Annotated in this window: 18 protein-coding genes and 1 pseudogene; 11 read left to right on the forward strand and 8 right to left on the reverse strand. The window is 44.6% G+C overall.

What is annotated here, in order from left to right; genetic code table 11:
* Positions 1-54: 54 nt before the first annotated feature.
* Together pflA and AB4263_RS05860 are read left to right on the forward strand one after the other, a co-directional pair.
* Positions 55-795, forward strand: a complete 741-nt coding sequence (gene pflA, locus AB4263_RS05855) for a pyruvate formate lyase 1-activating protein (RefSeq protein ID WP_010437353.1) — start codon at positions 55-57, stop codon at positions 793-795.
* A 384-nt stretch (positions 796-1,179) separates the two neighbouring features.
* Positions 1,180-1,680: a YfbU family protein gene (locus AB4263_RS05860; protein ID WP_017066932.1), complete on the forward strand. Its 501-nt coding sequence runs from the start codon at positions 1,180-1,182 to the stop codon at positions 1,678-1,680.
* A gap of 108 nt (positions 1,681-1,788) precedes the next feature.
* On the opposite strand, the pseudogene AB4263_RS05865 reads toward AB4263_RS05860, so the two are convergent.
* Positions 1,789-1,929 (reverse strand): annotated as a pseudogene (locus AB4263_RS05865) (MipA/OmpV family protein); the annotation flags it as partial.
* A 379-nt stretch (positions 1,930-2,308) separates the two neighbouring features.
* Between AB4263_RS05865 and AB4263_RS05870 the strand changes: the two are divergent.
* From AB4263_RS05870 to AB4263_RS05880, 3 genes are all read left to right on the forward strand, one after another.
* Positions 2,309-4,243 (forward strand): PrkA family serine protein kinase, encoded by a 1,935-nt coding sequence (locus AB4263_RS05870; protein ID WP_017062132.1) that lies wholly within the window; start codon positions 2,309-2,311, stop codon positions 4,241-4,243.
* A gap of 143 nt (positions 4,244-4,386) precedes the next feature.
* Entirely contained in the window at positions 4,387-5,658 is a 1,272-nt protein-coding gene (locus AB4263_RS05875; protein ID WP_065585115.1) for a YeaH/YhbH family protein, read from the forward strand.
* An 11-nt stretch (positions 5,659-5,669) separates the two neighbouring features.
* Positions 5,670-7,232 (forward strand): SpoVR family protein, encoded by a 1,563-nt coding sequence (locus AB4263_RS05880; protein ID WP_017062134.1) that lies wholly within the window; start codon positions 5,670-5,672, stop codon positions 7,230-7,232.
* A 144-nt stretch (positions 7,233-7,376) separates the two neighbouring features.
* On the opposite strand, the gene sohB is transcribed toward AB4263_RS05880, so the two are convergent.
* Positions 7,377-8,444: a protease SohB gene (gene sohB, locus AB4263_RS05885; protein ID WP_065583981.1), complete on the reverse strand. Its 1,068-nt coding sequence runs from the start codon at positions 8,442-8,444 to the stop codon at positions 7,377-7,379.
* 137 nt (positions 8,445-8,581) lie between these two features.
* On the opposite strand from sohB, the gene AB4263_RS05890 reads away from it, so the two are divergent.
* The 4 genes from AB4263_RS05890 (at position 8,582) to AB4263_RS05905 (ending at position 14,864) form a co-directional block, all read left to right on the forward strand.
* On the forward strand, positions 8,582-9,322 hold the full coding sequence (locus AB4263_RS05890) for a YciK family oxidoreductase (RefSeq protein WP_050621848.1): 741 nt from the start codon (positions 8,582-8,584) through the stop codon (positions 9,320-9,322).
* Positions 9,323-9,477: 155 nt separating this feature from the next.
* Positions 9,478-10,185 carry a translesion DNA synthesis-associated protein ImuA gene (gene imuA / locus AB4263_RS05895; protein WP_017063488.1) on the forward strand — a complete coding sequence of 236 codons (708 nt, stop codon included), beginning with the start codon at positions 9,478-9,480 and terminating at the stop codon, positions 10,183-10,185.
* A 3-nt stretch (positions 10,186-10,188) separates the two neighbouring features.
* A complete protein-coding gene (locus AB4263_RS05900) occupies positions 10,189-11,658 on the forward strand; it encodes a DNA polymerase Y family protein (RefSeq protein ID WP_372097859.1) in 1,470 nt (489 codons plus the stop codon).
* 113 nt (positions 11,659-11,771) lie between these two features.
* Complete coding sequence (locus AB4263_RS05905) at positions 11,772-14,864, forward strand: error-prone DNA polymerase (protein WP_372097861.1); 3,093 nt, start codon at positions 11,772-11,774, stop codon at positions 14,862-14,864.
* A 333-nt stretch (positions 14,865-15,197) separates the two neighbouring features.
* On the opposite strand, the gene AB4263_RS05910 is transcribed toward AB4263_RS05905, so the two are convergent.
* Together AB4263_RS05910 and AB4263_RS05915 are read right to left on the reverse strand one after the other, a co-directional pair.
* Positions 15,198-16,139, reverse strand: a complete 942-nt coding sequence (locus tag AB4263_RS05910) for a chemotaxis protein CheV (protein WP_017062139.1) — start codon at positions 16,137-16,139, stop codon at positions 15,198-15,200.
* Between the two features lie 168 nt (positions 16,140-16,307).
* Positions 16,308-17,525, reverse strand: coding sequence for an ROK family protein (locus tag AB4263_RS05915; RefSeq protein ID WP_372097863.1), 1,218 nt, complete (start codon positions 17,523-17,525; stop codon positions 16,308-16,310).
* Between the two features lie 319 nt (positions 17,526-17,844).
* Here AB4263_RS05915 and pyk point away from each other — a divergent pair, with 319 nt between their 5' ends.
* Positions 17,845-19,293: a pyruvate kinase gene (gene pyk / locus AB4263_RS05920; protein WP_017067208.1), complete on the forward strand. Its 1,449-nt coding sequence runs from the start codon at positions 17,845-17,847 to the stop codon at positions 19,291-19,293.
* A gap of 159 nt (positions 19,294-19,452) precedes the next feature.
* On the opposite strand, the gene AB4263_RS05925 is transcribed toward pyk, so the two are convergent.
* Together AB4263_RS05925 and AB4263_RS05930 are read right to left on the reverse strand one after the other, a co-directional pair.
* Entirely contained in the window at positions 19,453-20,667 is a 1,215-nt protein-coding gene (locus tag AB4263_RS05925; protein ID WP_372097865.1) for a patatin family protein, read from the reverse strand.
* A gap of 41 nt (positions 20,668-20,708) precedes the next feature.
* Positions 20,709-20,798, reverse strand: coding sequence for a YnhF family membrane protein (locus AB4263_RS05930; protein ID WP_100214626.1), 90 nt, complete (start codon positions 20,796-20,798; stop codon positions 20,709-20,711).
* A 145-nt stretch (positions 20,799-20,943) separates the two neighbouring features.
* Between AB4263_RS05930 and AB4263_RS05935 the strand changes: the two genes are divergently transcribed.
* Positions 20,944-21,537: an outer membrane beta-barrel protein gene (locus AB4263_RS05935; RefSeq protein ID WP_017067207.1), complete on the forward strand. Its 594-nt coding sequence runs from the start codon at positions 20,944-20,946 to the stop codon at positions 21,535-21,537.
* Between the two features lie 92 nt (positions 21,538-21,629).
* Here the strand turns inward: AB4263_RS05935 and AB4263_RS05940 are convergent, their stop codons facing one another.
* Both AB4263_RS05940 and ptsG read right to left on the reverse strand, forming a co-directional pair.
* Entirely contained in the window at positions 21,630-22,034 is a 405-nt protein-coding gene (locus tag AB4263_RS05940) for a hypothetical protein (protein ID WP_017070535.1), read from the reverse strand.
* Between the two features lie 229 nt (positions 22,035-22,263).
* Complete coding sequence (gene ptsG / locus AB4263_RS05945; protein WP_017062145.1) at positions 22,264-23,694, reverse strand: PTS glucose transporter subunit IIBC; 1,431 nt, start codon at positions 23,692-23,694, stop codon at positions 22,264-22,266.
* Between the last annotated feature and the right edge of the window lie 362 nt (positions 23,695-24,056).

Consider the following 24,056-nt stretch of genomic DNA (forward strand, 5'->3'; position numbering starts at 1 on the left):
TGTACCGTTTTTGTAATAAAATAAACGGTATAAATTCCTCTACGAGAATAGCTCATGTCTACAACTGGTCGCATTCACTCATTCGAATCTTGTGGTACTGTCGATGGCCCTGGTATCCGCTTTATTGTGTTTCTTCAAGGCTGCTTAATGCGTTGTATGTACTGTCATAACCGTGATACATGGGATCTTCATGACGGAAAGGAAGTAACGGTCGAAGAGATCATCAACGAAGCAAAATCATACCGTCATTTCATGAAAGCATCGGGCGGTGGTATCACCTGTTCTGGTGGTGAAGCGATGCTACAACCTGAGTTTGTTCGTGACTTTTTCCGCGCAGCTCAAGCTGAAGGCATCCACACTTGTCTTGATACTAATGGCTACATTCGTAAGCACACTGAAGTGGTTGATGAAGTCCTAGAAGCCTCTGATCTAGTTATGTTGGATCTTAAGCACATGCGAGATGAGATTCACCACGATTTCATTGGTGTATCAAACAGACGTACTCTGGATTTTGCGCGCTACCTACACAAAATCGGTAAGAAGACGTGGATTCGTTATGTGATTGTCCCTGGCTACACGGACACGCCTGAAGATGCTCATCTGCTAGGTGAATTCATCAAAGACATGGATAACATCGAGAAAGTAGAACTGCTTCCATACCATAAGCTTGGTGCACATAAGTGGGAAGCACTTGGTTTTGACTACCCTCTTGAAGGTACAAACCCGCCAAGCAAAGAGAAAATGGACGAGATTGTTGCGGTTCTTAGCCAGTACCATTCAAACGTAAAATACTAATCTAGACTTACGTTCATAGTGATTTCAAACGCCTCAATTTCGATTGGGGCGTTTTCTTTTATGATTATACCAACCGTAGTAAATAACTGGTCATCCTAGCTGGTTAAAACGCTCAATAACTGCGTTAGAAATTTTGATTGTAGAATAACTACTTATCGAAAATGTCTGCCTTGTTCTTAAACCTTTTTCCTGCGCTATTTATGAGCACTTACTTACTGTGATTGGTATCAAAACAATCCTTTCACTTTTCTTTACAACTTTTGTTTATCAATTCAAAAAATCATATTAAATCCGTGTTGAGATCATGTTTCCACTCGTAGGAATGCTGTTACTCTTACTGCAACAAAAGAATACAACATTTAGTTTTTTAGTGAGGCTCCTCCCATGGAAATGACCAATGCTCAGCGTCTAATTCTATCAAATCAATACTACCTAATGTCTCAAATGGATCCTGAGAACTCAGCTAAATACCAACGTCTACAAACGATTGTAGAACGTGGTTACGAACTCCAAATGCGTGAGCTTAACAAAGAGTTTGGTTGTTTGACTGAAGCAGAATGTCGCGAAATTATCGACATCATGGAGATGTACCATGCAATGCAAGAGTCGAACAAAATGCTTGCAGAACAAGAGCGTGCTGAAGTAGACCAACGTCGCCTGCAGTTCTTAGGTTTTGATATCGCTTCTGAAGCGCAGATCGTACACTACGTGCGTTTCCTTGTTGATTCTGAAGGTCTTTACCCTCAATTCGACAAAGCCGATCACCACTTCAATAGCCAAATGCCAATGCTAGAGAAGTACCGTCGCATGCTAACAACATGGCGCAACTGTCCTCGTCAGTACCACCTATGTGCGACAGAGCTATCTCAAATCTTTAGCGCTTAATACGTTAATAGATCAGCGATAACTTTTTAAAAAGTTTCAAGAAAAAGGGTTACTCATCGTGAGTAACCCTTTTTTAATGTTCGCACACAAAGAGAAAAACCAAAGCAACTAGAAAACGTAAGCAACACCAACGTTCGCGGCCATGTTGATACCACTTTCAAGTATTGGGCTATTCTCTATATCACCTTCAAGGTTGGTATAACGAACGCCACCAGTTACTCGAACATTTGGCGTAACATGCAGATAGCCACTATTTTGAACCCATTATTCTTCACTACATCTACCTATTTATTGAGCAATTTTTGATAACTTCGCGCATTATATGGTACTCCATTCCAAAAATCAATAGAGCCCAGTTATACATCTAATGCACATAAATCCATTGTGAGTATTGTTAAGCGACCTAAAATCTCAAAACAAACGGCCAGATCCCCTCGAATGTAAAATAATTTGATTCTACGCGCCTCAAGTTGCCTATTGCGCTCGCCACGTTTTTCACACGCAAAATTGTAAATAAATACATAATTGTTAAGCAAAATTGTGGAAGCGGGTCTAACCTTAAAATGTAGGGAGAGCCTATTTTTCAATCGCTCGTCAGTTTTGACTGGTTAACAAGGGGAATGTGACTATGAGTATCTTTGACCACTATCAATCACGTTATGAAGCAGCCAAGGAAGAAGAGCTGACATTGCAGGAGTTCTTAGGGCTGTGTAAAGACGATAAAAGTGCTTACGCTAATGCTGCCGAGCGCTTATTACTAGCCATTGGCGAACCAGAGGTTATTGACACTGCTCAAGACCCTCAACTGAGTCGTATTTTCTCGAACCGTGTCATCTCACGCTACAGCGAATTTAAAGATTTCTACGGTATGGAAGATGCGATTGAACAGATTGTTTCTTACTTAAAACATGCTGCGCAAGGTTTAGAAGAACGTAAACAAATCCTTTACCTACTTGGCCCTGTGGGCGGTGGTAAATCTTCTCTCGCTGAAAAACTCAAAGCCCTGATGCAGAAACTACCAATCTATGTATTGTCTGCTGACGGTGAACGAAGCCCAGTAAACGATCACCCATTCTGTCTATTCGACGTTAACGAAGACGGCGACTTATTGAAGAATGAATATGGCATTGAGAAACGCTATCTTCGCTCAATTATGTCTCCGTGGGCAGCGAAACGTCTGCACGATTTTGGCGGTGATATTTCCAAATTCAAAGTCATCAAACTGCGCCCTTCTATTCTCGATCAAGTTGCGATCGCGAAAACGGAGCCAGGTGATGAAAACAACCAAGATATCTCGTCTCTGGTTGGTAAAGTTGATATTCGTAAACTTGAACACTTCTCTCAAGATGATCCTGATGCCTACAGCTACTCTGGTGCGCTTTGTAAAGCCAACCAAGGTGTGATGGAATTCGTGGAGATGTTCAAAGCGCCAATCAAAGTATTACACCCTCTACTTACGGCAACACAAGAAGGTAACTTCAACGGTACCGAAGGGCTTTCTGCACTGCCATTTGACGGTATGATTCTCGCTCACTCGAACGAATCTGAGTGGCAGACCTTCCGTAACAACAAAAACAACGAAGCATTCCTCGACCGTGTGTACATTGTAAAAGTCCCTTACTGTCTGCGTGTGTCTGAAGAAGTTAAGATCTACAAGAAACTGCTTGAGCACAGTGAGCTATCCCAAGCGCCTTGCTCACCAAGCACACTCGATCTGCTATCGCAATTCAGCATTCTTTCGAGACTAAAAGAGCCTGAAAACTCTTCTCTGTTCTCAAAAATGCGCGTTTACGATGGCGAAACTCTAAAAGACACCGATCCAAAAGCGAAGAGCTACCAAGAGTACCGAGATTATGCTGGCGTTGACGAAGGCATGTCTGGGCTATCAACGCGTTTCGCCTTTAAGATCCTGTCTCGTGTGTTTAACTTCGACCAAGCCGAAGTGGCCGCGAACCCAGTGCACCTGTTCTACGTTATTGAGCAGCAAATCGAACGGGAGCAGTTCCCTCAAGAGACCGCCGAGAAGTACCTAGAGTTCTTGAAAGGATACCTAGTGCCACGCTACGTAGAGTTCATCGGTAAAGAAATTCAAACCGCTTATCTAGAGTCTTACTCTGAGTACGGTCAGAATATCTTCGACCGCTATGTCACCTACGCAGATTTCTGGATTCAAGACCAAGAGTACCGCGACCCAGAAACAGGCCAACTATTTGACCGTGCTTCTCTGAATGGTGAACTAGAGAAAATCGAGAAGACAGCCGGTATCAGTAACCCTAAAGACTTCCGAAATGAGATTGTGAACTTTGTGCTTCGTGCCAAAGCCAACAATAACGGTCAAAACCCAGTGTGGACGAGCTACGAGAAACTGCGCACTGTGATTGAGAAGAAAATGTTCTCTAACACAGAAGAGCTACTTCCTGTTATTTCGTTCAATGCTAAGACCTCAACGGATGATCAGAAAAAACATGACGACTTCGTTGCTCGTATGATGGAAAAAGGCTACACCGAGAAGCAAGTGAGACTGCTATCCGAGTGGTACCTAAGAGTTCGTAAATCCTCATAACCAAACCGTACTGAGCTGCTCAAGTGAGCAGCTCGTACAAACCAATAACTTTATACCCTAATAAACGAATAGCTCTAGTAAACCAATAACTCTTATACCCGAATAAAAAGTAGGATCGCGACATCAGCTGAGAGGGAGTTCTTATGGCACAATTTATCGATCGGAGGCTCAATGGCAAAAATAAGAGTGCTGTGAATAGACAGCGTTTCTTACGACGCCATAAAGAGCAAATCAAAGAATCTGTGGCCGATGCAGTTAACCGACGCTCAATCACCAATACAGAAACAGGTGAAGACGTCACTATTCCCCATAAAGACATCAAAGAGCCGAACTTTCACCAAGGTCAAGGCGGCGTAAGAGAGCGCGTTCACCCAGGTAATGATCAGTTCATCACTGGCGATAAAATCGAACGCCCTAAAGGTGGTGGTCAAGGTGGTGGCTCAGGCCAAGGCGACGCAAGCCCTGATGGCGAAGGCCAAGATGAATTTACCTTCCAAATTTCAAAAGATGAGTATCTTGATATTCTCTTTGAAGATTTAGCTCTACCTAATCTAGAGAAAAATCAGGTCAACAAAATCACCGAATGGAAAACTCACCGCTCTGGTTACCAAAGCGCGGGGATTCCATCCAACATCGCTATCGTTCGTTCACTACAGCAATCTCTAGCTCGTAGAACCGCGATGACAGCAGGTAAAAAGCGCGAGCTTAACCTACTGATGGAACAACTTGACCAAGTTAAAATGACGGAACCGGCACAACCCTTTGAAGAGAGTCGCTTAAAAGAAGAGATTGCCGAGCTACGCAAAAAAATTGAAAACGTGCCGTTCATTGACACCTTCGACTTACGTTTTAAAAACTATGAGAAGCGCCCTATTCCATCTAGCCAAGCGGTCATGTTCTGCTTGATGGATGTGTCCGGCTCAATGGACCAAGCGACTAAAGACATCGCAAAACGTTTCTACGTACTGCTTTATTTGTTCCTCAATCGTACCTACGAAAACGTCGATGTGGTGTTTATTCGTCACCATACTCAGGCTAAAGAGGTCGACGAACATGAGTTTTTCTACTCACAAGAAACGGGTGGCACCATTGTTTCAAGCGCACTGAAACTGATGAAGGAAATTGTCGCAGACCGCTACCCTGCTAATGAGTGGAACATCTATGCAGCACAAGCCTCTGATGGCGATAACTGGGCTGATGACTCTCCTCGCTGTAAAGAGTTACTGGTCAATACGCTCCTGCCAACTTGCCAATATTACTCTTACATCGAAATAACACGCCGCTCTCATCAAACACTTTGGCACGAATACGAAAAACTCGAGAGTAGCTTTGACAACTTCGCCATGAAAAACATTAAAACGGTGGATGATATTTTTCCTGTGTTTAGAGAACTGTTCCAGAAAGAGACAGCGTAAGGGAGTTTGCCATGACAGCGAAATCAAACGTTGCAGAGAAAAACAAAGCTGCAAAAAAGAAAAACGACAAGATGCTGCCTGATGGTCCAGATTGGACGTTCAACCTCTTGGAGAAATACCACGTAGAAATCAAACGTGTTGCGCAGCATTACCGTTTAGATACTTACCCAAACCAGATTGAAGTGATTACTTCAGAACAGATGATGGATGCCTACTCGAGCATTGGTATGCCTATCAATTACAACCACTGGTCTTTTGGTAAGAAATTCATTCAAACCGAGCAAAACTACAAGCATGGCCAAATGGGCTTGGCATACGAAATCGTAATCAACTCCGATCCTTGTATCGCTTACCTGATGGAAGAGAACACGGTCACAATGCAGGCGCTGGTAATGGCTCACGCTTGTTATGGCCACAACTCTTTCTTTAAAGGCAACTACCTGTTCCAAACATGGACCGATGCCAGTTCCATCATCGATTACTTGTTGTTTGCTAAGAAGTACATCAGTGGTTGTGAAGAGAAATATGGTGTTGCTGAAGTCGAGCAGCTCCTTGATTCTTGTCACGCACTGATGAATTACGGCGTAGACCGATACAAACGCCCTGAGAAGATTTCCATTGCAGAAGAGACAGCAAGACAAGAAGAACGCGAAGCTTATCTGCAATCTCAAGTGAATGAGCTATGGCGAACCGTTCCTCAAAATAAAAGTAAGGAAGAAGAGACCAAGATCCGCTTTCCTAGCGAGCCTCAAGAAAACATTCTCTACTTTATCGAGAAGAACGCACCACTGCTTGAACCTTGGCAACGAGAGTGTGTTCGCATCGTTCGCAAAGTGAGCCAATACTTCTACCCTCAAAAACAAACTCAAGTGATGAACGAAGGCTGGGCAACCTTCTGGCATTACACCATTCTTAACCACCTTTACGACGAAGGCTTGGTGAGTGATAAGTTCATCTTAGAATTCCTACACAGCCATACCAGTGTCGTCGCACAACCTGCCTACAACAGTCCTTATTTCAGCGGGATAAACCCTTATGCGCTTGGCTTTGCGATGTTTAGAGACATCCGACGCATCTGTGAAGAGCCAACCGATGAAGATAGAGAGTGGTTCCCTGAGTTAGCCGGAAGTGATTGGTTAGAAGCGGTGCACTTTGCGATGCACAACTTCAAAGATGAAAGTTTCATCAGCCAATACCTTTCTCCAAAAATCATTCGAGACTTTAAGCTGTTCTCTGTACTCGACGACGACCGTAAAAATACCATTGAGGTGAGTGCTATTCATGATGATCCGGGCTATCGCCTGATTCGTGAGAAGCTTGCGGCGCAATACAACCTAAGTAACCTTGAACCAAACATTCAGGTGTTTAATGTCGATGTTCGTGGTGACCGCTCAATGACACTGCAATATGTGCCTCACGACCGCATCCCGCTTGATAAAGGCTACGACGAAGTGATGAAGCATCTCTATCGCTTGTGGGGCTTTGATGTGATTTTGGAAGAGCTCAAAGATACGGGTCATAGAGAGATTCTGACTACTTGTCCAAAACGTAATGATTATGGAGCCAAGATTTAATATCAATCACAGTAAGTCAGTGTTTGGTATAAAACTCCGCTCCCCCTACAACATAGTGGTCACCCGCTCGGAAGTGGAGCAATAAAAAAGCGCATAAGTCTGATGACTTATGCGCTTTCTTTTTAAGGCTCGAACTAAATAAGCTTAAACAATCGGCTTTTGACCGCGTTCAATCAGCTTCATCAGCACGCTGTCTGCAGATTTACCTGCCACGCCAGCTAGCTTGTCTGACAGCTTTTTCTTCTGTACATAGTGAATCGCTAGAACCGTCTTGTCTTTGCATGCTTCAACAACTAAGTCATCAGAAGTACGGATCTCATCCACCAGCCCAAGTTCATGTGCTTGTGTACCAAACCAGTGCTCACCCGTTGCAACCTTATCAAGGTCTAGCGCTGGACGATGGTCACGAATGAAGTCTTTGAATAAGCCGTGTGTCTCTTCTAGCTCTTCTTTGAACTTCTCACGTGCTTTATCGCTGTTCTCACCAAACATAGTCAGTGTGCGCTTGTACTCACCCGCAGTTAGCTGTTCAAACTCAATGTCGTGCTTTTTAAGCAGTTTATTGAAGTTTGGTAGTTGAGCAATCACGCCAATAGAACCAACGATAGCAAAAGGTGCTGATACGATTTTGTCTGCGATACATGCCATCATGTAACCACCGCTTGCTGCTACTTTGTCTACCGAGATAATCAAAGGCAGGCCAGCCGCTTTGATACGATCAAGTTGAGAAGACGCCAGACCATAGCCATGAACCATGCCACCGCCAGACTCAAGTTTCAGCAATACTTCATCACCTTCACGAGCCACAGCCAGAACCGCCGTTACCTCTTCACGTAATGAAGCCACTTCTTTCGCATCAATGCTGCCGTTAAAATCAAGAACGAATAGATGTGGTTCACGCTTGCTATCAAGCTCACCCTCTTTCGCTGCTTTCTTCACTTCTTTACCGCGTGATTTTACTTTCTCTTTTTCCGCTTTCTTTTCTGCTTTATCACGGGCTTTGATGAAAGCATCATCGTGTAGATGGTGCTCTAGTTGTTCAATCGTCTGTTTATGGTGTTCAGATAGGTTCGTGATTTCCAGCTCACCTTTAATCGCGCTTGATTTTCCACCCACAGATTTAGCAATGACTAAAATTGCAATGATGGCGATTACAACGGTCGCAATCTTGGCTAAAAACAAGCCGTAGTCCAACAAAAATTCCAATGTCATATCCCCTATTGTATGAATTAGTGTATTGTAACCATCTTGTCACGATTACCAAGAATTTCTCATCATTCCTGCGGTTATCTGTGTGATTAAACATCAATGGAATGACGAACATAATAAAAGAAAGAAGGATAAGCACAGTGGATTACCCAATCTCTACAGATGCCCTCAAAGATAAAGTAATTTTGGTTACAGGTGCCGGTGCTGGCATTGGTCGCCAAGCAGCACTAAGCTTCGCTCAACATGGTGCAACTGTCATTCTGTTAGGCCGCAATGTTAAAAACCTTGAATTCATTTACGATGAAATCGAAAGCGCTGGTTACCCACAACCTGCGATTATCCCATTGGATTTAAAAGGTGCGACAAAGCAGAACTACGTTGATATGGCTGAAACCATTGAATCACAGTTCGGTCGTTTAGACGGTCTACTGCATAATGCTGGCGTTCTTGGCACTCTAAGCCCGTTTGAGCAGATTGATGAAGAAACCTTTGATGATGTTATGCAGATCAATGTGAAATCTGAGTTCTTGATGACTCAAGCTCTGCTACCTGCACTTAAAAAAGCAGAAGCGGGTCGCATCGTATTTACCTCTTCAACGGTTGGTCACTCTGGCCGCGCATTCTGGGGCACTTACGCGATTTCTAAGTTTGCTACCGAAGGTATGATGCAAATCTTAGCGGACGAGCTTGAAGACACGAACATCCGTGTTAACGCAATCAACCCGGGCGGCACTCAAACACGCATGCGTGCAAAAGCGTACCCAGGAGAAGATGCGAATAAGCTAAAAACGCCACTCGACATCATCCCACTGTACCTACATTTAATGAACCCAAGCGTGACAGATATTAATGGCCAATGTATCGATGCTCAACCTAAGTAACTGATATCATTAACCAACAGTAAAAAGTCGCTTCCATAGCGACTTTTTTTGTATCTAAATCAACCATCTAATACTTACTGCCGCTAATTTTCATCATTTCTCTTTGCATCTTTTTCATTGTTAAATATACTGTATAAATATACAGGTATTTAATTATGCATGAACTAATAAAAAACTTACAAGACCGCCAGCTAATCTGGAAAGGGTTACAATCAACAACGCAAGGAAGCACCACTTCAACAGGCTATCCTCAACTGGATAAACAGCTTGATGGCGGCTTCCCGACGCACGGCGTTATTGAAGTTGAATCACAACAAGGGATCGGCGAGCTTCGCCTACTGACGCCCTATTTATCTCAACAAAACTCGCAAAAACTGGCCATATTCATTAACCCGCCAGGGAAGATCTGTGCTGAGTTTTTTAACAGCCAAGGCATTGAATTAGAAAACATTCTCGTTATCCAGCCTCAACGCGATCTCGATGCGTTGTGGGCAGCTGAGCAGTGCCTCAAAAGCGGCGCTTGTCACTCTGTATTGCTATGGGGAGCCGATCTAGAAATACACCAAACAAAGCGCCTACAAGCAGCCAGTGAAACCGGTAAGTGCCTGCAGTTTCACTTTAAAGCCACCAGCCATAATCAATTATCCCTGCCCGTTTCCTTAAGCATGAAACTCTCTTCTCACGCGCAGGGATTAAAGGTTGAAGTGACTAAGAGAAAAGGCAGCTGGTCGTATGGCAGCTTTATTCTAGACATGACACACTACTGGCCGTTACTCACAGAGAAAGTCGTTTATGAAGACAATTCAGACCGCGCTTTGTCTGGTAACACTGTGCTGGCTTTTCCTATTGCGAAGCAAGGCTAACGTATGTTGTGGCTTTATCTGCACTTTCCATCTCTGCAGTTGGATACCTTGTTTAACTCTAATGAATTGGGTTCGAGCGAAGACTCACGCGAACAACCTATTATCATCGTGGATGAAAAAGATCACCATGTACTGCAAGCAAACCCAGCTGCGCTGCAATCGGGAATTTCGCTTGGTATGGGCTTAGGGTCTGCAGCAGCTTTGTGCCACAACTTACACGTCCACCCTTACAGTATTGAACTGGAGAAAAGTAAGCTTAAAGAGATCGCTCAATGGGCGTATTTGGTCACTTCCGACATGGCGTTATTGCCACCTAATGGTTTGTTGATTAAAGCCTCTAACATGCTGTCACTTTACGACGGGCTAGATAACTACTGGCATGAGCTCAAAAGCCACTTAGAAACGCTCAATATCCAGTTCAGCTTCGCTACGGGTTATTCGCCGCTTTCTGCGATCCTTTTGGGTAAGCAAGCGATCAACCAAGCAACAAACAATATTGAGCAGATGAAAACTTGGGTCAATCAACAAGCATTGAATTCCAGTGAGCTACCGACCAAGCAAGTTGAACGCCTGAACCGTGTCGGTATCAACATCGTTGAAGATCTATTAAAGCTGCCTTTGCAAGAGGTCGCACGCCGCTTTGATATCGACTTGGTCAATTATGTCGGTCGCCTAAACGGCCAGTTCAAGCACCCAATTGATTTCTATCACCCACCAGAGAATTTCCAGCAATATTTGGAGCTGTTGTTTGATATTGAAAACATCCTATTTATCGAAAAGCCGTTGCTGAAATTACTGAATCAACTCGAGTGTTTTTTGAAGCTACGTGACAGAGTCGCGTTTGAGCTAACACTGACTCTGCACCTTAGAGATAAAGACGATCACCCGGTCTCTTTTTATTCAGCACAAGGTGATTACCTTGCAGAAAAATGGGCGAACCTTACTCATCTCACCTTAGAGTCACTCAAGCTCACAGCACCGGTTCAAGGGCTGACCCTCAGCTTGGTTCGTCATGGAGAACCCCAAATGGCCTACCATGATCTTTTTGATGGTAATACCGGAACACTTGCCGCGTTAGATTTGCTCTCATTACTGCAAGCAAAGCTTGGGCAGGCCTGTATTAAAACACCGAAAATACAGCACGACCCAAGGCCAGAAAAGGCCAATCAGTATTCGCTCCCAACACTGAGTAAATCTGTGGCAAAAAGGCAAACGCCCCCAGAGAGCGAGCAACAAACCATAGCTCTTAGCGTCGATCAACAACGACTCCGGCCCAGTATTTTACTGCCAGAGCCCGAAGCCTTAACCGAAAGCGTCACCTTGTCTCAAGGCCCTGAACGTATTGTGTCTGGCTGGTGGGACGGAGAGAAGATCATTCGTGACTACTTTATTGCTCACAGTGAAAACGGTCGGTGGTTATGGGTCTTTAGAACGCCAGATAAGCAGTGGTTTTTGCACGGCTTATTTAGCTAGTCGGTAAGAACGTAAGTCAGCAAGAAACTTTGTTAGCTCCTCCGTTCTACTTATTCAATTTCAGCGTCCCTTTTCAATCATGTTCACTCGCAATGGTTAAGTGAGATTACGTTATGTCTCAGCAATACTCAGAGCTATTTTGCCAAAGCAATTACTCCTTCCTTAAGGGAGCCTCACACGCAGAGGAGCTTGTTTTACAGGCCGATTTCTTGCGTTACAAAGCACTCGCGGTTACTGATGAGTGCTCAGTCGCGGGCATCGTTAAGGTTCACTCTGCGATCAAGCAACATAAACTGTCGCTCAAGCAAATTGTCGGGAGCATGTTTTGGCTAAATGAAGAGTGCCAAGTGGTCTTGATATGCCCAAACAGACAAGCCTACGCCGAGCTGTGCCGTATAATTACCAACGCGAGACGTCGTAGCAGCAAGGGACATTATCAGCTCTCTGAGTGGGACATCATGTCAGCTAAGCACTGCTTTATTCTTTGGCTTCCTCAACAGAAAAATGAAGACGCACACTGGGGGCAATGGCTCTCCCAGCATCATTCAGGTCGGTTGTGGATTGGCTTACAAAGACACCTAAAGCAAACCGACCAGCAATACACAGATTACTGCGTTGAGCTGTCACAACATCATCAACTGCCGATAACAGCTTGTGGTGGCGTGCTAATGCACAATGCTAACCGCTTACCCTTACAGCACTCACTCACTGCGATAAAGTACCAAAAGCCCATTACCGAAGTGGGCAGTCACTTACTCGCTAATGCCGAGCGCTGTTTACGGAGTATCAATAAGCTCTCTCATATCTTCAAAGCGGAGTGGCTAGAAGAGAGCAACCGTATCGCTGAGCTGTGTGAATTTGATTTAAATAGCTTGCGATACGAATATCCCAGTGAGCTGATTCCTCAAGGGGAGACGCCCATGAGTTATCTGCGCATGTTGGTCGAAAAAGGAAAACGAGCTCGCTTCCCACAAGGTGTACCTGACGACATCCAACAAATCATAGATAAAGAATTGGGATTAATTGACGAGCTTGACTACCCTTTCTTTTTTCTCACCATTCACGACATCGTGATGTTTGCCAAAAGCCAAGGCATTCTTTACCAAGGTCGAGGTTCAGCGGCCAATTCCGTGGTGTGTTATTGCTTAGAAATCACCTCTGTCGACCCAAGACAGATCTCGGTGCTGTTTGAGCGTTTCATCAGTAAAGAGCGCGATGAGCCGCCTGATATTGATGTCGATTTTGAACACGAACGTCGTGAAGAAGTCATCCAATACATCTATAAAAAATACGGTAGAGAAAGGGCTGCACTTGCTGCAACAGTCATCTCTTATCGCTTCAAAAGTGCGGTGAGAGATGTGGGGAAAGCATTAGGGCTACAAGAAACTCAGCTCGACTACTTCATCAAGAACACCAATCGCAGGGACAAAAGCTTAGGTTGGCAGGCTCAGCTCACTCAATTAGGGCTACAACCTGATTCTTTGAAGGGGCAGCAGTTTATCCACTTGGTGAATGAGATTATCGGCTTCCCACGTCACTTATCTCAACATGTCGGTGGCTTTGTCATATCCTCAGGGCCTTTGTATGAGCTGGTTCCCGTCGAAAATGCAGCGATGCACGATCGAACCATTATCCAATGGGATAAGGATGATCTAGAAACCTTAGGCTTGCTGAAAGTTGATGTGCTCGCGTTGGGTATGCTCTCTGCGATTCGTAAATGTTTCGACCTGATCAAACGTATTCACGGGCGATCACTGACCATTGCTGAGATCACTCGCCTTAAGGACGATCCTCAGGTTTACGGCATGATTCAGCGAGCAGACACAGTCGGGATATTCCAAATTGAGTCACGCGCACAAATGAGCATGCTGCCAAGGCTTAAACCGAAGACTTATTACGACTTGGTGATTCAAATCGCTATCGTACGCCCAGGCCCTATTCAGGGTGATATGGTGCATCCGTTTCTCAAGCGTCGAGATGGCATTGAGCCAATCAGTTATCCATCTAAAGACGTGGAATCAGTACTGTCGCGCACCTTAGGTGTACCGATATTCCAAGAGCAAGTGATCAAACTCGCGATGGTCGCTGCAGGGTTCACAGGCGGAGAAGCAGATCAACTCAGACGGGCAATGGCCGCTTGGAAGAAAAATGGCAACGTCTTTAAGTTTAAAAACAAACTCATCGAAGGAATGCAAAAGCGCGGCTATGAGACAGAGTTTGCTGAGCAGATCTTTAAACAGATATGCGGCTTTGGCGAGTACGGTTTTCCTGAAAGCCACTCCGCTTCGTTTGCGGTGTTAGCGTATTGCTCCGCTTGGTTGAAATGCTACTACCCAGAGTGCTTCTACGCTTCTCTGTTGAATAGCCAACCGATGGGGTTTTATAGCCCTTCACAGTTGGTACAAGACGCACAACGACACAATGTGGTGATACTTCCGGTATGTGTGAACGCTTCTCAAAACGACCACACGGTTGCCCCTCATCAGAACGGTCTAGCGATTCGCTTAGGGCTGCGACAAATCAAAGGATTCAGCGAGCATGGAATTCAAAGCGTGCTCGCCAATCGTCCACCATCCGGTTATCGCCACCCTAGTCAGGTGAAACAGTTATCGATGAATAAGAAAGATATCGAGCTACTGGCATCGGCCAATGCGCTACATAACGTTTCTGGAGACCGCTTCCAGACTCGCTGGGCGATCATGGACTCGGCGTCGGATTTACCTCTGTTTAGCCAAGTCTATGACGATGCTGAGGCAGGACATGACGAACATGTACTGCACAAGCCCAATGAGATGCAAGATCTACTCGAAGACTTCACCAGTGTCGGAATTTCATTGAACAAGCACCCCATCACTTTGCTCGAAGAAGCAGGACGATTAGGTCGATTCACACACATGAAAGATTTAATACAACAAAGACACAAATCTATGGTCACCGTTGTCGGATTAGTCACAGGCAAACAATCTCCCGGAACCGCGACAGGTGTCACCTTTGTCACGCTAGAAGATAGCACTGGCAATATTAATGTCGTGGTATGGGGAGCAACCGCGCGCGCTCAACAACAAGCTTATCTCACAGCCAAGGCGTTAAAAGTACAAGGGATATTAGAAAAAGAAGGAGAAGTTGTGCATGTTATCGCGGGGAAACTTATCGATATTACCGATGAAATTGTTGGTTTGAAAACCAAATCTCGGGATTTTCATTAGCGAAGTACCAACTGTTCTCAATCGATCATTGGCTAAAGAAAAGAGAGAAAGAAAAACGAAAAAGGGAAGCATCCGCTTCCCTTCAATTCCAGTTGTTGAGTTATGACTCAACGTCAGCTTCCGTACGTCTTTTCTTAAATTCCCTATACAGTAATAAGCTCAAAGTCATGACGACTTTAGACGTTAACCATATCATTAAGAGGAACTACCTTAGATTGTGTGTGAAAAATTACGCTAGTAGTTGAGCATATTTCGTTAAGAAAAATATGCTGCGTGAATATTAGCAAGCGTTTTCTATAGGGTCACTCAAAACAAACCGTACAGCAGCGTTAATTATAAAATCTGACGCATTCGCTCTTGAGTCACTTCAACCAAGAGGTCTGGCTGGAACTTAGAAATAAAGCGGTTACACCCTACTTTCTCAACCATAGCTTCATTAAAACTTCCACTTAATGAAGTATTTAGCGTGATGAATAGGTCATGCATTCTTGGGTCAGTACGTACTTCGTGTGTCAGCTTGTAGCCGTCCATTTCAGGCATTTCAGCATCGGTGATCATCAACAATATTTCTTGATTGATGTCTTTGCCTTCATCACACCAGCCCTTAAGTAAGGTCAGTGCTTCTAAGCCATCACAACACTCAATAATGTTCAAACCCAACTGCGACAAGGTGCCTTTGATCTGGTTACGCGCTGTTGAAGAGTCATCAACGATAAGCACATTGCGTCCTATCATCTCCTGAGCTAATTGTTCATCTAAAACGCCTTCAGAGATCGAGACATCGTAATCAATGATCTCAGCCAACACTTTCTCAACATCGATGATCTCGACGATCTTGTGCTGCTCTTCTTCTTGAATATGCGTAATAGCGGTTAGGTAGTTTGCACGGCCTGTTGTCTTTGGCGGCGGCTGGATTTCTGTCCATGTCGTGTTCACGATATTACGAACTTGCCCAACCAAGAAACCTTGTACGGTTCGGTTGTATTCCGTAATAATCAGGTTGCTCTCTTGAGACTCCGCACGAGATGGCGGAAAGCCAATGGCACTGCGTAAATCGATAACAGGCACCGATTCACCACGTAAAGACGCAACACCCGTAATATGATGATGAGAGCCCGGTAAGCGAGTGAGTACTGGCACTTTGAGGACTTCTTTCACTTTAAATACGTTAATCGCAAATAGTTGACGACTATTTAAGCTGAATAACAAGAGTTCCAGACGGTTTTCACCGACCAGTTTGGTTCTCTGATCAACCGAATTTAAAACGCCAGACATACAACACCTTAGTGACAAATAATAACTGTGGCTACAATAGCCTACTTCAATAGGTTAAAGCAAAGCGCCAATGCACAGAATGCTTAAACTAAGTACAACAAATGATGTTATACAAAGCTTAAGTACATGGAAAGGTTCAAGGTAAGGCTACAAGACGAGAAAAAGGGGTTAACCTTCAATAACTTTCATTAACAGTTGGCCATCGTATAAGGCCTGCTTGATGAGCGCGGCACCTGGCATGGTTGCCTGCTTATAAAAACGAGATTCCACCAGCTCTAAGTCTTTATGGTAAACCGATAGACTCTGCTCTTCGATACACTTTTGAATCGCCGGGTATAACACGCTCTTCGCCTGATTGATAACACCACCCACCAAGATTTTCTCTGGGTTGAACAGGTTAATCACAATCGCAATCGCAGAACCTAGATAACGGCCTAACTGTTCAATCACTTCGACAGCCAGCGGATCCCCATTAGCAGCGGCAGCACAGATCTGTTCAATAGTGACGTCTTCAAACACCGTTAGCGTTGATTCTTCACCATTTACCAATCGCTCTTTGACTTGCTCACGGATTGCCTGAGAACTCGCCACCGTTTCTAAACAGCCTCGATTACCACAGTGGCAAAGCTTGCCTTCTTTATCGATCTGGATATGCCCCAACTCACCGATGTTACCGTGACGTCCTTGCAGAACGCGACCATCAAGAATGATCCCGGCACCTAAACCGTGGTGAATCGAGATAAGAACAGAGTTGTCGTTGTCTTGTGAGTTACCAAACAGCTTTTCTGCTAATGCCCACGCTCGGGTATCATTGGCAATAAAAACTGGCAAACCGGTTTCTTTGTAGATCTCCGGCCCCAACGCTAAGTTTTCAACGTTATAGTGCGGCATCTGCAACACAATACCTTGCTCTGAATTCACCAGACCTGGCAGTGTGATAGCGATACCCGTCACCCTGTCGAGTTGCTCGGCATAGGTTTGGAAGAACTCATCGATTTCATGGAGAAGACGCGCAAGCACATCGTCTTGATCACGTTCATGGATATCAATCTTGGTATCGATAAGCACGTCGCCGCCCAATTCATGGAGCGCGATCGTCAAGTATCCGCGACCAAGACGCATCGACAAAAATTGCCAACCTTCGTTATTGGTTTGCAGACCGACAGCAGGACGCCCACGAGTCGTGGCTTCTTGAACCGTCGTTTCGTGAATAAGGTGAGCTTCAATGAGTTCACGGGTAATTTTAGTAATACTCGCCGGAGCCAACTCACTTTGCTTGGACAGATCGATACGAGAAATAGGACCTTTAAGGTCAATTAGTTTATATACACGACCAGCATTGACCTGTTTGATATGATCAATATGGCCCGGTTGAGCCATGTACATTTTACGCTCCAGAAATCATCAACGAGGTAATTTTTTTACTTTGCGAAGTAATTGTGAAGTCACTTGGTATATCGCCGTGACCAGTATCACGTATATACATAAATCTTTGTGTATCGAGTCAAATAGTTCGAGGAAAATTAACACCCACATCGATAATTTGCGACTTAATTTTCAGAATAAAACATCGCGTTTGAGCCCTGAATTCAATAATTAAAGGCAAATCAAGAAATATCCTCCTAGCTCCCAATAAATTATCAATTAATGCATATACTTAATTCAGTCTTTTAAAAGATTACTTGGCCTCACTCTAGGAGTATTCATGACAGCCGAATTAAGAAAAACGAAAATCGTCACAACGCTAGGCCCTTCTACTGATAAAGGTAACGTGCTTGAAGAGATCATCAAAGCCGGTGCCAATATAGTCCGTATGAACTTCTCTCACGGCACCAGCGACGACCATATACAACGCGCAGAAAAAGTCAGAGCAATAGCAAAAAGACACGGTACTCAAATCGCCATTCTCGGAGACTTACAAGGTCCCAAGATTCGTGTGTCGACATTCAAAGATGGCAAAATTCAACTTGCCGTAGGTGACCTATTTACTCTCGACAGCAGCCTAGGTTTAGGTGAAGGCAATCAAAAAGCCGTTGGCCTTGATTACAAAGAACTGCCTAACGACGTATCCGCCGGCGATATACTGTTGCTTGACGATGGTCGTGTTCAACTCAAAGTAACCAAAGTGGAAGGCTGTCGCGTTCATACCGAAGTCATCATTGGCGGCCCACTCTCAAATAACAAAGGCATCAACAAAAAAGGGGGTGGCCTTTCCGCAGAAGCGCTAACAGAAAAAGACAAGCGCGACATCGTCACCGCCGCACAAATCAAAGTGGATTACCTCGCGGTGTCTTTCCCTCGTAATGGTGAAGACATGCATTATGCTCGTCAGCTTGCACGAGAAGCCGGCTTAGAAGCTCACCTCGTCGCAAAAGTGGAGCGAGCAGAGACAGTAGCTACAGTTGAGAACATGGATGACATCATAATGGCCTCAGATGTGGTCATGGTGGCTCGTGGTGACCTCGGAGTGGAAATTGGCGACCCTGAGTTAGTCGGAGTACAAAAACAGCTTATACGCCGTGCCAGAGCGCTTAACCGAACTGTCATCACCGCAACTCAGATGATGGAATCAATGATTTCTGCGCCAATGCCAACCCGTGCCGAAGTTATGGATGTTGCCAACGCCGTACTCGATGGCACCGATGCTGTGATGCTGTCTGGTGAAACTGCAGCTGGTGACTACCCAGTCGAGACCGTAAAATCGATGGCTGAAGTCTGTATTGGTGCGGAAAAAATGGCAGGCATTAATAACCAATCCAATTACCGTATTGACCGCACCTTTGTTACTGCCGAAGAAACCGTTTCGATGGCGACCATCTACTCTGCAAACCATATGGAAGGCATTAAAGGCGTTGTCACTCTCACCGAGTCAGGCCGCACCGCACTGATGATGTCTCGCCTGAGTGCCGACATGCCGATCTACGCGCTGTCTCGTAACGAAGGAACGCTTAATCGCTGTACCTTATACCGAGGTGTGACACCAATCTACTTCGAGACAGAAGCCGAAGACAGCTTTGACATTGCACTATCTACACTCACTTGCTTGAAAGAGAAAGGACACCTTAAGTTTGGTGACCTAGTGATCGTCACTCAAGGCGACATTATGGATGTAGCAGGGTCAACCAACTGTATGAGAATCTTGCCTGTCACCTAATATTTGACCTTAAGGCGAAACGATTCGCCTAATCTCAAAAACTTAAAAGGGTTATCGAACCAAGTTCAATAACCCTTTTTCATTTCAGAACACGACTCACTACAATCTGCTTAAACAGCATAACGAGCTCACAGCATGCTAGCTCATCAACTTCGGGAATTAGTTACCCGCAGCAATGGTGGCTAACTGTGGCATATGCGAGTTGCGAGCGTTTTCCGTTGAGGTATAGGTCTCCACAAATCGGTAACCGGCTTCTAAACCCAATTCGTAATCATGCAGTAAATCATCTTTATGACTCATTAATGAGCTCGATTTAAGCGTTTGACTAGGTGCTATCTGAACCACAAACGCGTCGTCTGGTGGCGAATTCAAAAAATCCTGAGTCAATGAGTAGGTCTGATAATGCACCATCAGCATGTCAGCCAACCCTGAATCAAACTTATCTCCGATTAAATGACTTAAGCGATAAATATCATCTGCACCAAATAGCCAGCGACCACCGTTCAGCAGGTCTAAATGCCCACGGTCACGCTTCTGCTCTTTTGAGCGCATAATTTGTTGTTGGAAGAAAGAGGTCCAGTCGGTTTTCCACTGTTCCACTTTCTGTTGCCAATGGCCTTGAACACTGTCAAAAGATTCGCGGAACCATTCCAGTTCTTCGGCAGAGATTGGTTTAGGCGCTTTGACTGAAGATCCCTTGACTGGAGCTTCAACCAAATGGTTATTGCCTTCCTCCACCACTGGCTCAGTACGAATCACCACAATAGAACGAGCTTGTCTTCGCCAGGCTTCCTGAACTGGGATACACGCCGATACACCACCGTCCACATAAGCACTGTCACCAATAAAGACTTCGTCATTGTACAAGCGAGGAATAGCACAGGTCGCAATCATCACCTTGTACCAATCTTCGCCCAATAATGGGAAGTAGTGGTCTCGTAAGTCTTTGGAATCCGTTACAGCCGCATAGAAGTGGCGATCGCCTAGCGTTTGTCGCCCTAAATCCAGATCGAGCTTATATGGGTAAGCCATAATTTGTTCTAGCGCCCATTCTAATCCTAGGTTCTTTCTATGTCGTATATAGGAAAAGAGATTGAAGAACTCTGGTGAGGTTGTGAGGTCGAGAACAAAAGAACGTCCAAGGCCTTTATCACGGCACAGATAAGCACATAAGTTGAGAGCACCTGCTGAGGTACCAAAAAATTCGTCGAAGGGGTCAAAATTTGAGAGAAGAAAGGCATCCAGCACTCCAGAAGTAAAAATACTTCTCTGTCCGCCACCTTGAGCGACCAGTGCTGTTTTTCCAGCAATAAACTTAGCGTAATAATCCAAGTCTATTGCTGTATCAATATTGGTTATAATCCCACTATTCATTATTCCCTGAGTATCAAAACTCAGCCTCGCAATAGATGGTATTAACTACCAATCGCAATAAAGCCAAATGAAAGAATGATCATGTAGATAAACACGGTAATTTGTAGGGCATTTTTCAGATTATGGTCCATAGACACCTCTGGTTTATTATTAATTTGTCGAGTCTCTATTTAAGTACTATCAGGTGTGTGAAGTATCTTCAAGAATCGTCGAAATTAGTCGCACAATATTGATGTAACCATCACAATTAGTAAGTGTATGGATAAGGATATACTCATGAATAACAAAGCAAATATGATGGCACTGATTACGCTTCTCTCCGTTTCAAGCGCGTATGCTTCGCCGGAGATCATCATTACACCTATGGTAGGTTATACCGGCGGTGGCAGTGTCGAAGACCAGGACGGTAAAACCTATGACATGAAAGGCTCTGAAAATTACACCTTTGCCATTGAAACGCCACTTGAAAAAGGACGCATCGGCTTCTTCTACTCCAATCAGAGCTCGGAATTAGAAACGCTTAACCTAAGCTCCTCCATCCAATACCTGCACCTTCAAAGCAGCATCTACTACCCTGCTTCGCCTGTGTTGTCGGGTTATCTAGGGCTAGGCCTGGGGGCTTCTTACGTCGATGTAGACTGGGCAAAAGATAAGTATGGATTCTCAACTTCTATCTTTGGTGGCTTAGAGTACAAATTTAGTGACCGACTAGCGTTGAACACACAAGTACGTTGGTTAGGCACGGTTGTCGACAACGATACCTCCGGTGTTTGTAATATCCCAAATAACGGGCAAGAGTGCATCATTCGCTTTGATACCGACTGGATGAACCAATTCCAAGCCAATGTCGGACTGAGTTTTACTTTCTAAGCGGCTCAATGAAGCAAAAATATAAGATCGGCCCAAACTAAAAAACCAGCTAAATGCTGGTTTTTTCATTATTAAAACGGTTTTAGTTCAGGTTAGAACTTATAGGTAACACCTAAAGCGCCGCCCACTTGCAACTCAACACCTTTATACATATCGAGTTCAGGGTGAACTTGAGCGTAAGCATTCCAACCTTCGTAGAAATTCACTTTCACGCCTAACGGCAAGCGTAAGCCAAAGTCGTCATTCCATTCAGCCCAAGCACCAGCACCGACGTACCAGCTCAACGGAGCTTCAGTCTCGAACTGACCACGCTTCAAAATGTAATCAAAGGCAGCGCCGTCATTGCCAATCGTAGCACGGTATTTCTGATCAAATTCCACAACGACACTCAGGTCTTGGTCAATGGCAAGTCCAACTTCCAAAGCTGGAGCTTCAGAAGCGTGAGCAAACGAGGCTCCGCTGCAGCACATAAGGCCGATCAAGTAACGATGTTTCATAATATTCTCAGACTGTATTTAAAAAACGGAAGTCTACTGGAATCTCAGCAAAAGGTGTCATCGCTGGGTAAAAGATAAAAGACACGAAAAATTTAAGAGCAACCATCAACTGATCGAGTTGAATGATAAGTATCTGAGTTAATGGAGATTAAGCACAATAGATCTTTCATAGAGCAGAAAACAAAAAAGGAGGCCTTTCGGCCTCCTTTCAATTTATTAAATCAGAGAATTAACCGTTGTTACGGATCCACTCATCCATGTCTGTCTTAAGGTTGTCAGACTTAGTACCGAAGATAGCTTGTACGCCACCCGCTACTACTACAACACCTGCAGCGCCTAGTTTCTTCAGCTTGTCTTGGTCAACAAGAGCTGTATCAGCTACTGCAACACGTAGACGAGTAATACAAGCGTCAAGACCAGTGATGTTCGCTTTACCACCGAATGCAGCAACTAGCTCACCAGCAAGTTCAGAACCAGTCGCAACTGACTCTTCTTCAGTCTCGTCTTCACGGCCTGGAGTTTTAAGGTCTAGAGCTTTAATCACAGTGCGGAATACGATGTAGTAAATTGCAGCGTAAGCAATACCACATACAACCATTAGGCCCATCTTAGACGCGTTGCCAGATAGAACTAGGAAGTCGATTAGACCGTGTGAGAAAGATGTACCGTGTACAAAACCTAGAGTGTTCGCAAGAACGTATGCAGAACCAGCTAGTAGAGCGTGGATTGCGTACAGTACTGGAGCAACGAATAGGAAAGAGAATTCGATTGGTTCAGTGATACCCGTTAGGAATGAAGTCAACGCAGCAGAAGCCATGATGCCCATTACTTTAGCGCGGTTTTCAGGCTTAGCTGAGTGTGCAATCGCGATTGCAGCAGCAGGTAGACCGAACATCTTGAACATGTAACCACCAGCTAGCTGACCGAAGCCATTGCCCGCTGCACGAGATGCGTCATCAGCAACTAAGTAACAAGTAAGAACACCGTTTTGAGTTTCGCCAGCAGCGTTTACACAAGTACCAGCTTCAAAGAAGAAAGGTACGTTCCAAACGTGGTGAAGACCAAATGGAATTAGAGAACGCTCAACGATACCGTAGATACCAAACGCCACTTGTGGGTTTTGGTGAGCAGCCCAATCAGAGAACGCAGAGATAGCGCCGCCAACTGGTGGCCATACTACAGATAGTAGGATTGCTAGACCAATCGCAGAGAAACCTGTGATGATTGGCACAGCACGCTTACCAGCGAAGAAGCCAAGGTACTCTGGTAGTTGAATACGGAAGAAACGGTTGAATGCCCAAGCAGCAACACCACCGACTAGGATACCACCTAGTACACCAGTATCGATTTTATCAACGCCCATTACACCAGCCATTACGCCAAGTGTAGCAGTCATGATGCCGTAACCAACGATAGCAGCTAGACCCGCTACACCATCGTTGTTAGTAAAGCCAAGTGCAACACCTACTGCGAACAGTAGTGCCATTTGACCGAATACTGAACCACCAGCTTGTTCCATTAAGTTTGAAACGATTTCTGGAATGAAAGGAAGATCTGCTGCACCGACACCTAGCAAAATACCCGCAACTGGTAAAACTGATACTGGAAGCATCAGAGACTTACCAACTTTCTGCAGGCTAGCAAAAAGGTTCTTAAACATGTTTATGCTCCTGATAAAGATAAAATAATTATATTGGGTTCTAACGGCACACCCCCGTAGCCTATATGTTAGCACCCTGCGAAAATGTAACCATGTATTGCATTATATTTTCTGCCGCTAAATATATATTGATGGGGAACTAACTTTCTAGTCACTTACGAAATTTAGTTCCAAAACACGTCTTGGATCACATGTCAAATCTAGAAATGCAATGCTTTACAAGTGTTTAATGCATTGAAATATATAAGTATTTTTCAAGAGCCCTATTATTTTACTGGGTAAATAAAATAGGAGCGAATGTTATTTTTAGTAACAAAATTACAAATGTTATAATTAGCGCTCTCAAGTTCAACATAATTCGT

Origin of the sequence: Vibrio sp. 10N.261.55.C5, assembly GCF_041470505.1 — a bacterium.
Lineage (GTDB): Bacteria > Pseudomonadota > Gammaproteobacteria > Enterobacterales > Vibrionaceae > Vibrio > Vibrio crassostreae_C.

Bases quoted from the DNA above. Each gene is read 5' to 3' on its own strand.
- AB4263_RS05925 (WP_372097865.1), bottom strand. From the start codon at position 20,667: ATGAATAGTGGGATTATAACCAATATTGATACAGCAATAGACTTGGAT.
- pflA (WP_010437353.1), top strand. From the start codon at position 55: ATGTCTACAACTGGTCGCATTCACTCATTCGAATCTTGTGGTACTGTC.
- AB4263_RS05930 (WP_100214626.1), bottom strand. From the start codon at position 20,798: ATGGACCATAATCTGAAAAATGCCCTACAAATTACCGTGTTTATCTAC.
- pyk (WP_017067208.1), top strand. From the start codon at position 17,845: ATGACAGCCGAATTAAGAAAAACGAAAATCGTCACAACGCTAGGCCCT.
- ptsG (WP_017062145.1), bottom strand. From the start codon at position 23,694: ATGTTTAAGAACCTTTTTGCTAGCCTGCAGAAAGTTGGTAAGTCTCTG.
- AB4263_RS05870 (WP_017062132.1), top strand. From the start codon at position 2,309: ATGAGTATCTTTGACCACTATCAATCACGTTATGAAGCAGCCAAGGAA.
- AB4263_RS05900 (WP_372097859.1), top strand. From the start codon at position 10,189: ATGTTGTGGCTTTATCTGCACTTTCCATCTCTGCAGTTGGATACCTTG.
- AB4263_RS05915 (WP_372097863.1), bottom strand. From the start codon at position 17,525: ATGTACATGGCTCAACCGGGCCATATTGATCATATCAAACAGGTCAAT.
- AB4263_RS05860 (WP_017066932.1), top strand. From the start codon at position 1,180: ATGGAAATGACCAATGCTCAGCGTCTAATTCTATCAAATCAATACTAC.
- sohB (WP_065583981.1), bottom strand. From the start codon at position 8,444: ATGACATTGGAATTTTTGTTGGACTACGGCTTGTTTTTAGCCAAGATT.
- AB4263_RS05910 (WP_017062139.1), bottom strand. From the start codon at position 16,139: ATGTCTGGCGTTTTAAATTCGGTTGATCAGAGAACCAAACTGGTCGGT.
- AB4263_RS05880 (WP_017062134.1), top strand. From the start codon at position 5,670: ATGACAGCGAAATCAAACGTTGCAGAGAAAAACAAAGCTGCAAAAAAG.
- imuA (WP_017063488.1), top strand. From the start codon at position 9,478: ATGCATGAACTAATAAAAAACTTACAAGACCGCCAGCTAATCTGGAAA.
- AB4263_RS05905 (WP_372097861.1), top strand. From the start codon at position 11,772: ATGTCTCAGCAATACTCAGAGCTATTTTGCCAAAGCAATTACTCCTTC.
- AB4263_RS05940 (WP_017070535.1), bottom strand. From the start codon at position 22,034: ATGAAACATCGTTACTTGATCGGCCTTATGTGCTGCAGCGGAGCCTCG.
- AB4263_RS05875 (WP_065585115.1), top strand. From the start codon at position 4,387: ATGGCACAATTTATCGATCGGAGGCTCAATGGCAAAAATAAGAGTGCT.
- AB4263_RS05935 (WP_017067207.1), top strand. From the start codon at position 20,944: ATGAATAACAAAGCAAATATGATGGCACTGATTACGCTTCTCTCCGTT.